The organism is Pseudomonas sp. B3G-3, assembly GCF_028640915.1.
Taxonomy (GTDB): domain Bacteria; phylum Pseudomonadota; class Gammaproteobacteria; order Pseudomonadales; family Pseudomonadaceae; genus Aquipseudomonas; species Aquipseudomonas chlororaphis_I.
In genome coordinates this window covers 118,477-131,823 of sequence record NZ_JAQZAB010000061.1, presented here as the reverse complement: position 1 = coordinate 131,823, position 13,347 = coordinate 118,477, and the positions used below count along the sequence as shown (strand labels likewise).

Below are 13,347 nucleotides of genomic sequence, written 5' to 3'. Positions count from 1 at the left end.
CGGGTTGGACGTGACGGTTGTTCTGCATGCAGAAAAAAGGCCAGCGTCTGGGGGTGAGATGGTGGCTGATGCAGACAAGGCACGTTCAGGCCGGCGGCAATCTGTAGGAGCGAGCTTGCTCGCGATAGCGTCTGTTCAGACAAGGTGGTGAATGGCCGCTGCGCGGATCGCGAGCAAGCTCGCTCCTACAGGGGGAGGGCTGACAAACCCTGAAACCCGGCTAGATTAAAAAGCCACTATTCAAAGCAGCAGGATTCGCTTATTCTGCGCGCTGTATATAAATACAGTAGTAGCAAAGACCCATTATCGTGAAGGCATGTGAGGTGGTGAATGGCCGTCGAAGTGGTATACCGCAGCAGCCGAGATCTGGAGCGCTTGTTCATGGATAAAGCCGAAGCTGACCGTCATGACAAAATGCTCGAACTGGCTGAATTGCTGGCGCAAGTGTTGCAAAAAGCTGTGCCGTCCCTGAGCGAGCAGCAGGTGGAAGAAGCCGGGATCTACATGGCGAAGAACCGCGATGTGTTCGCCAAGGCCTTCAAGAGCCAGCCGGACGCTCTGTCCGAACTGCTCAGCGCGCCGGTTGCGGCGGCCGAGCCAGAGGCTCAGGTGGCAGCCCCCGAAGCCGCGGAACCCGCAGCACCGGCCAAGCCCGCCAAGGCGAGCAAAGCCGCCAAGTAAGCAGGCTCGAATTGAACAGGCCCTGAGTCTTTGGCTCAGGGCCTTTTTCATGCCTGTGGAAAACTAAAGCTCGGGTTGCTCCAGCGCTTCGACCAGCGCCTTGAAAAACCGCGCCGCCTCGCCGCCGGTCACCACCCGATGATCGAAGGTCAACGACAGCGGCAGCAGCGGATGCACCACCACCGCGCCGTTCACGGCCACCGGCTCGTCGCGGATCACCCCGGCGGCGAGGATTGCCACTTGCGGCGGCACCACCACCGGGTTGGCATAACGGCCGAACAGGGTACCGAAGTTGGACAGGGTCAGGGTCGCGCCCATCATCTCCTGGGGGGGAATCGAACGCGCCTGCACATCGGCGCGCAAGCGCGTCACTCCAGCCTTGAGGTCGTCCGCGTCGCGCTGGCCGACATTGCGCAGCACCGGCACGAACAGGCCATCGGGGGTGTCCACGGCAATGCCCAGGTCGAGGTGCTGGTGCTGCTTGATCGACAGGGTCTTGCCGTCGAACGCGCTGTTGAGCACCGGCTCCACCGCGCAGGCCGCCGCCAGCGCCTTGGCCAGGCGGATCAGCGGGTCGCGGGCCTGGCCCCAGCGGTGCAGGTCGGCATCGCCGTAAATCGTCACCGGCACCACCTCGGCATGGGAGCGGGCCATGTTCAGTGCCATGCTCCGGCGTACCCCGCGCAGCCGGTCGCCGCCGAACCGCTCGCGTTCCTGCTGCGCGGCGTTTTCCACATCGCCGCGGGTGACCAGCCCGTCCTTGGCCGAACCGCTCAAGGCATTCACGTCCACGCCCAGTTGCCGGGCCAGTTGGCGCACCGCTGGCGTGGCGCGGGCCGCCATGTGTTCGCGGGTCGAGGGCGCGGCACCGACAAAAAACCGGTCTTCCTGACTGGCCCCGCCCCCCTCGAGGCGCCCGACCACGGTGCCGGCATCCGCCTCGCCTTCGTAGCCGAGCAAGGGTTCGCCGACATGCAGGATGTCGCCCGGCGCGCCGTAGGTTTTCGCCACCACCCCGTCATAGGGCGCGGGAATGTCCACCAGGGCCTTGGCGGTTTCCACCGACACCAGCAACTGATCGGCCTTGACCCTATCGCCGGCCCTGACGTGCCACTCGACGATTTCCGCTTCCTGCAGGCCTTCGCCCAGATCGGGCAGTTTGAAATATTTCATCGCAGCCTCCTCAGGCGAAGTTCAGGGTGCTGTCGCAGGCGTGAAGAATGTCTTCGACGCCGGGGATGTACAGCGACTCCAGGCGATACAGCGGCGGTGGAATGTCCGGCGCGGTGACCCGCAGAATCGGCGCCTGCAATTCCAGCAACGCCCGCTCGTAGAGGCTGGCGGCGATTTCCGCGCCGACGCCGCAGGTGCGTGGCGCCTCGTGCACGATCACGCAGCGCCCGGTCTTGCGCACCGAGGCTTCCAGGGTGTCGAGGTCCAGCGGCTTGATGCTGGCGACGTCGATCACCTCCGCCGACACGCCTTGCTCGGCCAGCGCGTTGGCGGCCTGCAAGGTCTCGACAATGCTCGCGCCCCAGCTGACCAGGGTGATGTCGCTGCCTTCGCGCAGGGTGAAACAACTGTCCAGCGGCAGCCGTTTGCCGTCGTCCACCAGCGGTTGCGGGTTCATGCGGTAGAGCCGGGTCGGCTCGAGGAACAGCACCGGATCGGGATCGTCGATGGCCGCCAGCAGCAGCCCGTAGGCCCGCGCCGGCGAGGACGGCACCAGCACCCGCAGCCCCGGGATATGGGCGAACAGCGCCTCGGTGCTTTCGCTGTGGTGCTCCGGTGCGCGAATGCCCGCGCCCATGGGCGTGCGCAGCACCATCGGGCAGGTGATGCGCCCGCGGGTGCGGTTGCGCATGCGGCTGGCGTGGGACACCAGGTGCTCCATGGTCGCGTAGATAAAACCCATGAACTGGATTTCCACCACCGGCTTCAGGCCCTGGGCGGCCATGCCGATCACCAGACCGCCGAGCATGGTTTCCGCCAGTGGCGAGTCGATCACCCGCTTGAAACCGAAACTGTCGCGCAGCCCCAGGGTGGCGCGGAACACCCCGCCGTTCACCCCCACGTCCTCACCCAGGACAATCACGTTCTCGTCCTCGGCCATGGCCCGGTGCAACGCCAGGTTCACCGCTTCCAGCAAGCTGAATGTGCCGTTACTCATGGTCCGCACCTCCCGCACGCCGCGCCAGCCGTTCGAGGAACATCTCGCGCTGCTCGGCCAGGGCCGCCGGCCATTGCGCGTAGACGTAATCCAGTACCGACTCGGGGGCTTGGGTGCCCGCCGCCTCGAAGTTATCCACAGCGTGCTGCACCAGCGCCTGGCATTCCACCATCAGCGCCTGCTCGCGGTTTCCCTCCCAGACACCCTGCCCGACCATGAAGCGTTGCAGGCGTTTGATCGGCTCTTCCAGCCAGGCCTGCTTGACCTCATCCGCGGCCCGATAGCGCGTGGCATCGTCGGCGGTGGTGTGATCGCCCAGGCGATAGCTCAGGCACTCCAGCAGCACCGGTCCCTTGCCATGCCGGGCACGCTCCAGGGCCGCCTGCACCCGGTCGTACACCGCGAGCATGTCGTTGCCATCGACCTGTTCGCCGTGGAAGCCGGCGCCGATGGCCTTCTGCGCCAGGGTCGGCGCGCCGCACTGGATACGCCGTGGCACCGAGATTGCCCACTGGTTGTTGTTGACCACGAACACCACCGGCAACTGCCAGGTGCCCGCCACATTGAGGGCTTCGAGGAAGTCGCCCTTGCTGGTGGCGCCATCGCCACAGGTGGTCACCACCACCCGGTGCTCGCCACGGATCTTGAACGCGCTGGCCACGCCACAGGCATGCAGGGCCTGGGTGGCGATCGGCACGCAGATCGGGAAATCCTCGGCCACCGCCGGGTCGACGAAATCGCTGCCGCGCTCGTCGCCGCCCCAGTACAGCAGGATCTCCTCCATGCGCACCCCGCGCATCAATTGCACGGCAGTGTCGCGGTAATAGGGCACCAGCACGTCTTCGGGCCGCATCAGGCTGCCGATGGCCACGCCAATGGCTTCCTGGCCGAGGGTCGGCGCGTAGGTGCCGATACGTCCGGTGCGTTGCAGGGCCACGGCTTTCTGGTCGAACAGGCGGGTCAGGACCATCTGCCGGTAGAGCCGGGTCAGCAGATTGAAGTCGTCGGCCCAGGCCGGCAGGTCGCCGAGCAACTGGCCGTCCGGGGACAAATAGCGGGTATAGGGAAGTGCAACCTTGTGAGGCATCACATGGCTCCTGGCACGCCGGGTCAGCGTGCAGTTGTTGCGCCTCGCGCTTGTGGCGCGGGGCCTACAGGGCGAAATGCCGGGTAAGGCCTTCGCCCCTAGCGGTACAGCACGCGCTCCGCCAAATCGTCGGCCACCCGCGCCGGGGAGCGCTTTTCAGCCTGGGCATGGGCGAAGACTTCGGTGAGCCGCTGGCTGATCTTCGACAGGTGGGCGGTGATGGTCGCCAGGTCTTCACCGCGATGCTTGAGCGAAACGTAGATCAGCCCGCCGGCGTTGATCACGTAATCCGGCGCGTAGAGGATGCCGCGGTTTTCCAGCTGGTCGGCGACCTGCAGGTTGGTCAGCTGGTTGTTGGCCGAACCGGCCACCGCCGAGCAGCGCAGTTGCGCCACGCTGTGGCTGTTGAGCACGCCGCCCAGCCCGCAGGGCGCGAGGATATCGCACGGGGTGCTGAGCAAGGCTTCGTTGGCGATCGGATGGGCGCCCAGTTGCTCCATAGCCAGTTGCACCTTGCCGGAATCGATATCGCTGACCAGCAACTCGGCACCCGCGGCATGCAGCTGTTCGGCGAGGGCGAAGCCGACATTGCCCAGGCCCTGGATCGCCACCCGCAAACCTTCGAGGTTGTCGCTGCCGAGACGAGCCATGGCGGTGGCACGGATGCCGGCGAACACGCCCATGGCGGCATGCGGTGCCGGGTCGCCGGAAGCGGTGGTGCTGGTGACGTGCTGGGTGGTTTGGGCGATGCAGTCCATGTCGGCGACCGAGGTGCCGCTGTCGATGGCGGTGATGTAGCGGCCATCGAGTTGCTCGACGCAGCGACCGAAGGCTTCGAACAGCGCGGCACGGCTTTCGACGTGTGGCGGACGGATGATGACGGCCTTGCCGCCACCGTGGGGCAAGCCGGCCAGGGCGGCCTTGTAGCTCATGCCCTGGGCCAGGCGCACGGCATCGACCACGGCACTTTCGTCGTCGGGGTAGGCCAGGTAACGACAGCCTCCCAAGGCAGGCCCCAGGCGGCTGCTATGAATGGCAATCACCGCCTTCAACCCGGTGGCCGGGTCAACGCTCAGGTGCAGCGATTCAAGGCGAGTGCTTTGCATGAGAGCGAACATCGTCGGGCTCCCGAATCACTTCTTGTAGTCGCCAGTATAGGCTTGTGCATGAAAATTGCTGGAGCGCGCGGGAATAAGCCGGACACCTTTTCAGGCTTTAGGAAATAACCTGCTACGGCATGTGTGCGGCACTGGACGAACGCCCGCGACGGGGCTAAAACGAGGCATTCGCCGGAGATTTCGATGAACCCGCGTCAAGCTTTTTTCGCCTGCCTGCAACAGTCCCCGCCCGCCCTTTTCGAGGCGGCGCTGTGGATCGCCGCCGAGCACGACAAAGAGGTGTCGCCCGAACAGTTGCTGCAGGATTTCAAGGAGCTGCAACAGCGGGTCAGCTCCGGCTTGCCGCTGCTGCCGGTCAGCGAACTGGGCCAGCCGCTGCTGCGGCGCATGAACGACCTGGGCTTCCAGCAGGACGAGTTCCTGCCGCTGCGGCCACAGGCAGCGCTGCTGGACAAGGTGCTGCACACCCGGCGCGGGCAACCGCTGGCGCTGGGGCTGATCGCCCTGGAGCTGGCGCGGCGCCTGGAAATCCCCATGGTCGGGGTCAACTTCCCCGGGCACTTTCTATTGCGCGTGCCCGGCGCCGATCACCTGCTCGATCCCTGCGGCGGGCGTCGCCTGTACCCCAACGACTGCCGTGAACTGCTGGAACGCCAGTACGGGCCGAACATCAAGCTGGCCGCCGAGCACCTGGCCACCGCCAGCCCGCAGCAGATGCTCCAGCGCCTGTCGCGCAACCTGCGCCAGTTGCACCTGAGCCACGACGACCACCTCAATGCGCTGATCGATGCCGAGCGGGTCCTGGAACTGGGCAATGGCAGCGCCTCCGACTACCTGGCCCGCGCCAGCCTCTACCAGCACCTGGACTGCCCCAACGCCGAACGCTTCGACCTGGAGCACGCCCTGCTGCTCAGCGAAGACCCGATCCAGCGCCTGCGCCTGACCGAACGCCTGGGCCATCTGCCGCCCAATACCATCGTGCACTGACGGGGCGCTCTGCCTCCATGCCACAATGCCCGGCAACGACTCTCCGTTTGCTTCAAGGATGAACAGCATGAACAGCGCCGAACGCTTTCTTCAGGACTTTCACCAGCGTCGTCCCGGCACCACACCGCCGGCCTTTTCCGGACTGAGCCTGCCAGGGCGCGGTTCATCCTACGAGATGCTGGCAGCCACGCTCGCCACCGCTCAGCCTCGCGCACGGGTGCTGGACCTGGGCTGCGGCGACGGTTTCCTCCTGGATCTGCTGGCCAGGGAATATCCCGAAGCGCGGTTGATCGGCGTGGACATGAGCGCCACCGAACTGCAGGCGGCACACACCCGCCTCGCGAACCGCAGCGTGCTGCTCAATGAGCGGGCCCAGTGCCTGTCGATGGCCACCGGCAGCGTCGATGCCGTGGTCTCGCACCTGGCCCTGATGCTGATGAGCGATATCGAACAGGTGCTGGAGGAAATCCATCGGGTCCTGGCCAAGGGCGGGCAACTCTCGGCCATCGTCGGCCGGGCCTTTCTGTTGGGCGAGCCGGGCCAGCACTACGTGCAGGCCTTCCGCGCCGCCGCCCGGCGCGACCAGCTCCGTCCCCTGCCCCTGGTGGATCCCCGTACTCAGTCACAGAGTGGATGGCGGGCGCTGTTGGACCACCACTTCAGCTCACTGCAATTCGAGGAACTGGACCTTGAGTGGACGCCCACCTTCGAGGAGCTCTGGGACTCGTTGAGAGAAACCTACGACCTGGATCGCCTGACACCCGCCAATCGCGCCTTGATGAAGAGCGAACTGCGCACGGCCACACAACCCTTGCTCCGGGCGGACGGCACGCTGCTGACCGGCTGGGGGCTGCTGCTGATCCAGGCCAGGGCGGCATGACAGCCCCGTCCGGGTTCTGCCAGGATGCTCGGCTCACACCAGGGAATGGGCACAGCATGCTGATCAGAAAAGCTCATGGCGACGACGCGCAACGCGTCTTCGTCATTCGCAACCAAGCCATCAACCACCAGTGCAGCGGCCATTACCCCGCCGCGGACCTGCAGGTCTGGACCGCCGGCAACCTGGGGGACTACTTCGTCGAAGTCCTGGAGAAGACCGGGCACGTAGCCGTCATCGACGACCAGATCGCCGCCAGCGGCATGCTCGACCTCGAGTCGGGGCAGGTCGATGCGGTGTTTGTCGATCCGGCGTACATGGGCCGCGGGATCGGCCGGCAGATGATGAACTACCTCGAACAACTGGCGCGGCAGGCCGGCCTGCCGCACCTGGCCCTGGACTCGACCCTGAACGCTGCGGACTTCTATCGCCACTGCGGCTTCGTCGGCGAACGGATTGCCCAGTACCAGTCGCCCCGGGGCCTGACCCTGGCCTGCGTGCCGATGATCAAGCATCTGGCACGCTGAGCCCGCGCTCGTTCAGGGTTTGAGCGGCGCCTGCAGTTCCGGGGCAGGCCCCGCGCCTGCCGAAGAAGCCTCGGACGGCGAACGCACCTGGATGATCAGCAACGCCGCAATCACCGCCGGAATCGCGCAGAAGAAAAAGATCTGCTGCACCGGGATGTGCATCGCCAGCAGCAGGCTGCCGAACAGCGGGCCGAGGATCGAGCCGAAGCGGCCGACGCCCAGGGCCCAGCCGGTGCCGGTGGCGCGGACATGGGCCGGGTAGAAGTTGCTGGCGAAGGCGTTGAGGGTCAGTTGGCCGCCAATGATGCAGAAGCCGGCGGCGAAGACGAAGGCCACCAGGTAGCGCGGGTTGTCGTGGTTCAGGCCCAACAGAAGGGTGCACAGCGCCGCGCCGGCCAGCACCGCCGAGAGCAGCCGCACCTTGCGTTGCAGGCGGTCGGCGAACCAGGCCATGCAGATCGCCCCCAGGGTACCGGCGAACAGGAACATCGAGGTCACCAGGTTCGCCTCGTTCAGGCCCAGGCCACTTTCCAGCAGCAGCGACGGCAACCAGCTGATCATGAAATACAGCAGGATCAGGCTGACGAAAAAGGTCGACCAGATCAGCAGCGTCGGACGCGCATAACCGTGGCGGAACAACTCGATCACCGTGAGCTTGCTGCCCTGCTCGGCCTGGTTCTGCGCGGCCGAGGCGGCCGGTGGCTGCCAGTCCGGCAACATGCGCGCGGTGACCTTGCGCAGGCGGGCATAAGGCGGCTGATCGCGCAGCAGGCGCGGCAGCGACTCAGGGAGGAACCAGACCAGGAACGGGAACAGCAGCAACGGCGTGACACCGCCGGCGAGGAACACCGCCTGCCAGCCGAAGCTGTCGATGAAGCCCGCGGCGACAAAACCGCCGGCCGCGCCACCGAAGGAGAAACCACAGGCGGCCAGGGTCACCATCAGGGTGCGCAGACGCGGCGGCGAATATTCCGACATCAACGCCATGGCGCTGGGCATCGCCCCGCCCATGCCGATGCCGCAGATAAAACGCGCGACCATCAGGCTGTTCAGCGAATCGGCGAACACCATCATCACCGTGAGGCTGGCGTAGATCAGCACGCAGGCCAGCAGGATCCGCCGCACGCCAAAACGGTCCGCCAGCGGCGTCACCGCCAGCGAGCCCAGGGTCAGGCCCAGCAGGTTGGCACTGAACACCGGACCGAACGCGGCTTTCTCCAGGCCCCAGTCCTGGGCCAGGGCCGGCACCACATAACCCAGCACCTGGGCGTCGTAGCCATCGGTGACCAGCAACAGGGCCAGAAGCAGAAGAAGCAACCACTGATAACGCGACACGGGACGGGCGTCGAGCGCCTCCCGGAAGCTGGCAATCTGATTGTGCATCGCAAGGTACCTGATAGTTTTTTATGGTTATGGGGCGCTACGCCTCTGGACGGGCGTGGTCACCCTGTAGCCGCTGCCGCAGGCTGCGATAAGGCCGAAGACCTTCAGCGATCTGAAGACCTACGCCCCTTTGGGGCGATCGCAGCCTGCGGCAGCGGCTACAGAGGTCAGGCAGGTGTATCGGGTTGGTTGGCCGGATGGGCCTTCTGGAACGCCGGGTGTTCGGCGGCCAGGGCGGCGACCCGGCGAATCCGCGGGTAGGCGTCCAATGGCACCTTGAAACGCTCGGCCGCGTACAGCTGGGGAATCAGGAAGGTGTCGGCCAGCCCCGGTTGCTCGCCGAAGCAATAACCCTGCTCGCCGATCAACTGCTCGACCGCCGCCAGGCCATTGCTGATCCAGTGGCCGATCCACTCCAGCACCCGGGCCTCGTCGTAGCCCCACTGGCGCAACAGGTTCTGCGTGCTGGAGTTGTGCAGCGGATGGATATCGCAGCCGATCAGCAACGCCACTGCCCGCTCGTGGGCGCGGGCCGCCAGCTCCTGGGAGAGCAGCGGCACCTGTGGATAACGTTCCTCCAGGTACTCGATGATGGCCAGCGACTGGATCAGCAGCTCGCCGTCATCGGTGCGCAAGGCCGGCACGCGGCCTTGGGGGTTGATCCGCAGGTATTCCGGCTGGCGGTTGGCACCGCCGGCGGGGACCAGCAGGTTGACCGGCAGCGCCTGGTAATCCAGGCCCTTGAGCGCCAGGGCGATGCGCACCCGGTAGGAGGCGGTCGAGCGGTAGTAGGTATAGAGCTCCATGACGCGCACCTCTTCTTAACGGGCAGGCAGGATTTTGCCGCGGCATTCGCCGAAACCGATGGAGGCGAAACCCTCGCGGCGGCAGCGGCCGCGCAGGATGATTTCGTCGCCGTCCTCGAGGAACTTGCGCACTTCGCCGGAAGCCAGCTCGATCGGCTTCTTGCCGCCTTCGGTGATCTCCAGCAGGCTGCCGAACTGGCTGCTTTGCGGGCCCGACAAGGTGCCCGAACCGAACAGGTCGCCGGCCTGCAGCTGGCAGCCGTTGACGCTGTGGTGGGCGACCATCTGCGCCACGGTCCAGTACATGTACTGGGTGTTGCTCAGGGTCAGGCGGTGGGCCGGCAGGCCTTGTTCGCGCATCGCTTCGGTGAGCAGCAGCACTTCCAGCTCGATGTCGAAACCACCGGCGGCCTGGTCGCGCTTGTCCAGCAGGTACGGCAGCGGCTGCGGGTCGCCTTCGGGACGTGGCGTCTGGGCACGGCGGAACGGCTCCAGGGCTTCGGCCGTCACCACCCACGGCGAGATGCTGGTGATGAAGCTTTTCGACAGGAACGGGCCCAGCGGCTGGTATTCCCAGGCCTGGATATCCCGCGCCGACCAGTCGTTGAGCAAGCAGAAACCGGCAATGTGCTCGGCGGCGTCGCCAATGGCGATCGGCTCGCCTATTTCATTGCCCTGGCCGATCCAGATGCCCAGTTCCAGCTCGTAGTCCAGGCGCGCGCATGGGCCGAAAGTCGGCTCGCTCTGGCCGGCGGGCAGGGTCTGGCCTTTCGGCCGGCGTACGTCGGCACCAGAGGGGCGGATGGTGGACGCGCGGCCGTGGTAACCGATCGGCACGTACTTGTAGTTCGGCAGCAGCGGGTTGTCCGGGCGAAACAGCTTGCCGACGTTCTGCGCGTGCTCGATGCCGACATAGAAGTCGGTGTAGTCGGTGATCTTCGCCGGCAGGTGCATCTGGCAATCGGCGGCCAGGGGCAACAGCTTCGCCCCCAGGGCCTCGACCTTGCCGCGCAGGCTGCTGCCTTCGCCGAGCAACTCCAGCAGGCGTTCGCGCAGGGCGACTCGGGCCGGGCGGCCCAGTTCGAAAAAGGCATTCAACTGGCCGCCACGGGTGGCTTCCACCGCGGCATTGGCCGGGCCCTCGAACAGCCCGGCGTCGAGCGCCGCTTCCAGGTCGAAGATGTGCTCGCCGATGGCCACGCCGCTGCGTGGCGCCGACCCCTTGTGGCTGAACACCCCCAGCGGCAGGTTCTGCAACGGGAAGTCGGCGTGGTCGTTGGCGGAGGCAACCCAGCTGCGGGTGATGGTTGGCTGATTCATGGGTTATTTCCGATTCGGGTTGAAGGTGGCGGGCAGCGAGGCCCAGCAAGCATCGTAGTCGTTCTGCAATTGCCGGCACTCCAGGGCGAACTGGCTCGGACGCAGCACCTGGCTGGTCTCGAACATGAAGGCCATGGTGTTGTCGATCTTCGCCGGTTGCAGCTCGGCGTTGATGGCCTTGGTGCAGCTTTCGCCATCCGGACCGTGGGCGCTCATGCAGCTGTGCAGCGAAGCGCCGCCGGGCACGAAACCTTCGGCCTTGGCATCGTAGGCGCCCTGGATCAGGCCCATGTATTCGTTCATCAGGTTGCGGTGGAACCACGGCGGCCGGAAGGTGTTCTCGGCCACCATCCAGCGCGGCGGGAAGATCACGAAGTCGAGGTTGGCCAGGCCGTGCACGCTGGTGGGCGAGGTCAGCACGGTGAAAATCGACGGGTCCGGATGGTCGAAGCTGACGGTGCCGATGGTGTTGAAACGGCGCAGGTCATATTTGTACGGCACATTGTTGCCGTGCCAGGCCACCACGTTCAGCGGCGAATGATCCAGCTCGCAGCCCCACAGCTCGCCGAGGAACTTCTGCACCAGAGTGGTCGGCTGCTTGAGGTCTTCGTAGTGAGCGACCGGGGTCAGGAAGTCCCGCGGGTTGGCCAGGCCGTTGCTGCCGATCGGCCCCAGGTCGGGCAGGCGCAGGGGTGCGCCGTGGTTTTCGGCTACATAGCCGCGGGCCTGCGGGTCGAGCAGTTCGACGCGGAATTTCAGGCCGCGGGGCAATACCGCGATCTCCAGCGGCTCGACTTCCAGTACCCCAAGCTCGGTGGCGATACGCAGGCGGCCCTGTTCGGGCACCAGCAGCAACTCGCCGTCGGCGTTGAAGAACACGCGCTCCATGGAGCGGTTGGCGCGGTAGGTGTAGATGCTGATCCCGGCCGGTTTCTGCGCCGCCGAGTTGGCGACCATGTTCACCAGGCCGTCGATGAAATCGGTGGGCTCGCTGGGAATATCCAGCGGGTTCCAGCGCAGCCGGTTGGGGGTGATTTCGCCCAGCGGCCCGCCCGCCAGCTGGCGGTCAAGCTTGACGAAGGCCGGGTGGTTGGCCGACGGCTGGATGCGGTACATCCAGGTGCGCCGCGCTTCGCTGCGGGCCATGGTGAAGGCCGTGCCGGAGAAGAGTTCGGTGTAGAGACCGTACGGAGCTTTTTGCGGGGAGTTCTGGCCGACGGGCAAGGCGCCTGGCAGGGCCTCGCTGGAAAACTGGTTGCCGAAGCCCGACTGGTACGCCAGCCCGGACGCCGTGGAATCGAGGTTCATGGAGCCTCCTGGAAGTGGAGTTGGCAGCGGCCAGCGACTCCATGGGAAGAGCTCTCGGCACGCCTGCGTTATTTTTATCGTAATCCAATTACGGATAACGTAATTTGATTGGTATTGACCGTCAAGCTATAAAGACGCCCATTCGTCCCGGGATCACACCGCCTCCATGGAAAAGCCGCGCAGTACCAGCGACAGCAACGGTAAACAGAAAGTCCGCTCGGCCGAGGTCGGCACCGACATCCTCAAGGCGCTGGCCGAGCTGTCGCCGGCCACCTCGCTGTCGCGCCTGGCCGAACACGTGCAGATGCCGGCGAGCAAGGTCCACCGTTATCTGCAGGCATTGATCGCCAGCGGTTTCGCCGAACAGAACACCGCCACCAACCACTATGGCCTGGGCCGCGAGGCCTTGCGGGTCGGCATGGCGGCGCTGGGCAGCATGGACGTGTTGAAGGTCGCCGCCCTGCCCCTGGCCGAGCTGCGGGATGAGTTGAACGAGACCTGCTTTCTCGCGGTATGGGGCAACCAGGGCGCGACCGTGGTGCATATCGAACCGGCCGTGCGTGCGGTGACGGTAGTGACGCAACTGGGTTCGGTGCTGCCGTTGCTCAGCTCGTCCACCGGGCTGGTATTCGGTGCCTACCTGCCGAACCGCGAGACCGTCGATTTACGCGAGCAGGAACTCAAGGCCCACGCGCCTCACGCGCTGGCGGACGATCAGGTGTATGCCGCCCTGTGCGAGCAGATTCGCCAGCGCGGCCTGCACCATGTGCACGGCCTGCTGATGCCCGGTGTGGATGCCTTGTCGGCCCCGGTGTTCGACGCCACCGGCAAGGTCGCCGCCGTGCTGACGGTGGTCGGCCCGACCTCGCTGTTCCACGCCGACGAAAACGGCCCGGCGGCGCAGCGCCTGCTGGCGGCGTCCCAGGCGGTGAGCTGGCGCATGGGTTACCAGCCCTGAAGCCCCCTGTAGCCGCTGCCGCAGGCTGCGATCGGCGGCGCAGCCGTCGCCCCCCCTGACGACGCGGTACCTCCGATAATTCGCGAAACCTTTCCGTTACGACGGCTACATCGGAATACCGCCCA

The 13,347-nt window shown here is 65.8% G+C and carries 12 protein-coding genes and 1 pseudogene; 5 read left to right on the top strand and 8 right to left on the bottom strand.

Annotated elements, in window-relative coordinates; all coding sequences use genetic code 11:
- Positions 1-330 precede the first annotated feature (330 nt).
- Positions 331-588: pseudogene (locus tag PVZ80_RS03350) on the top strand (YebG family protein); the annotation flags it as partial.
- A gap of 156 nt (positions 589-744) precedes the next feature.
- Here PVZ80_RS03350 and PVZ80_RS03345 read toward each other — a convergent pair.
- The 4 genes from PVZ80_RS03345 to PVZ80_RS03330 form a co-directional block, all read right to left on the bottom strand.
- Positions 745-1,854 (bottom strand): dihydrolipoamide acetyltransferase family protein, encoded by a 1,110-nt coding sequence (locus tag PVZ80_RS03345; RefSeq protein ID WP_038630629.1) that lies wholly within the window; start codon positions 1,852-1,854, stop codon positions 745-747.
- Between the two features lie 10 nt (positions 1,855-1,864).
- Positions 1,865-2,851, bottom strand: coding sequence for an alpha-ketoacid dehydrogenase subunit beta (locus PVZ80_RS03340; RefSeq protein ID WP_009047048.1), 987 nt, complete (start codon positions 2,849-2,851; stop codon positions 1,865-1,867).
- Positions 2,844-3,938: a pyruvate dehydrogenase (acetyl-transferring) E1 component subunit alpha gene (gene pdhA / locus PVZ80_RS03335; protein ID WP_435307269.1), complete on the bottom strand. Its 1,095-nt coding sequence runs from the start codon at positions 3,936-3,938 to the stop codon at positions 2,844-2,846. The genes PVZ80_RS03340 and pdhA overlap by 8 nt, the downstream gene beginning before the upstream one ends.
- Positions 3,939-4,036: 98 nt before the next feature.
- Positions 4,037-5,056 carry a Leu/Phe/Val dehydrogenase gene (locus PVZ80_RS03330; RefSeq protein ID WP_007932382.1) on the bottom strand — a complete coding sequence of 340 codons (1,020 nt, stop codon included), beginning with the start codon at positions 5,054-5,056 and terminating at the stop codon, positions 4,037-4,039.
- Between the two features lie 183 nt (positions 5,057-5,239).
- On the opposite strand from PVZ80_RS03330, the gene PVZ80_RS03325 reads away from it, so the two are divergent.
- The 3 genes from PVZ80_RS03325 (at position 5,240) to PVZ80_RS03315 (ending at position 7,447) form a co-directional block, all read left to right on the top strand.
- Positions 5,240-6,043 (top strand): SirB1 family protein, encoded by an 804-nt coding sequence (locus tag PVZ80_RS03325; RefSeq protein WP_009047046.1) that lies wholly within the window; start codon positions 5,240-5,242, stop codon positions 6,041-6,043.
- 67 nt (positions 6,044-6,110) lie between these two features.
- The gene (locus PVZ80_RS03320) at positions 6,111-6,923 is read left to right on the top strand and encodes a class I SAM-dependent methyltransferase (protein ID WP_435307270.1); all 813 of its coding nucleotides are present in this window, start codon (positions 6,111-6,113) and stop codon (positions 6,921-6,923) included.
- Positions 6,924-6,979: 56 nt separating this feature from the next.
- Positions 6,980-7,447: a GNAT family N-acetyltransferase gene (locus PVZ80_RS03315; protein WP_124354614.1), complete on the top strand. Its 468-nt coding sequence runs from the start codon at positions 6,980-6,982 to the stop codon at positions 7,445-7,447.
- A gap of 12 nt (positions 7,448-7,459) precedes the next feature.
- On the opposite strand, the gene PVZ80_RS03310 is transcribed toward PVZ80_RS03315, so the two are convergent.
- The 4 genes from PVZ80_RS03310 to hmgA all read right to left on the bottom strand — a co-directional run bounded on the left by PVZ80_RS03310 (position 7,460) and on the right by hmgA (position 12,264).
- Positions 7,460-8,830 (bottom strand): MFS transporter, encoded by a 1,371-nt coding sequence (locus PVZ80_RS03310; protein WP_009047043.1) that lies wholly within the window; start codon positions 8,828-8,830, stop codon positions 7,460-7,462.
- A gap of 167 nt (positions 8,831-8,997) precedes the next feature.
- The gene (maiA, locus tag PVZ80_RS03305) at positions 8,998-9,636 is read right to left on the bottom strand and encodes a maleylacetoacetate isomerase (RefSeq protein WP_016701733.1); all 639 of its coding nucleotides are present in this window, start codon (positions 9,634-9,636) and stop codon (positions 8,998-9,000) included.
- A 15-nt stretch (positions 9,637-9,651) separates the two neighbouring features.
- Entirely contained in the window at positions 9,652-10,956 is a 1,305-nt protein-coding gene (gene fahA, locus PVZ80_RS03300) for a fumarylacetoacetase (protein WP_150085045.1), read from the bottom strand.
- A gap of 3 nt (positions 10,957-10,959) precedes the next feature.
- The gene (gene hmgA, locus PVZ80_RS03295) at positions 10,960-12,264 is read right to left on the bottom strand and encodes a homogentisate 1,2-dioxygenase (RefSeq protein WP_041985896.1); all 1,305 of its coding nucleotides are present in this window, start codon (positions 12,262-12,264) and stop codon (positions 10,960-10,962) included.
- 166 nt (positions 12,265-12,430) lie between these two features.
- Here hmgA and PVZ80_RS03290 point away from each other — a divergent pair, with 166 nt between their 5' ends.
- Positions 12,431-13,222 (top strand): IclR family transcriptional regulator, encoded by a 792-nt coding sequence (locus PVZ80_RS03290; protein WP_009047039.1) that lies wholly within the window; start codon positions 12,431-12,433, stop codon positions 13,220-13,222.
- The last annotated feature ends 125 nt before the right edge of the window (positions 13,223-13,347 follow it).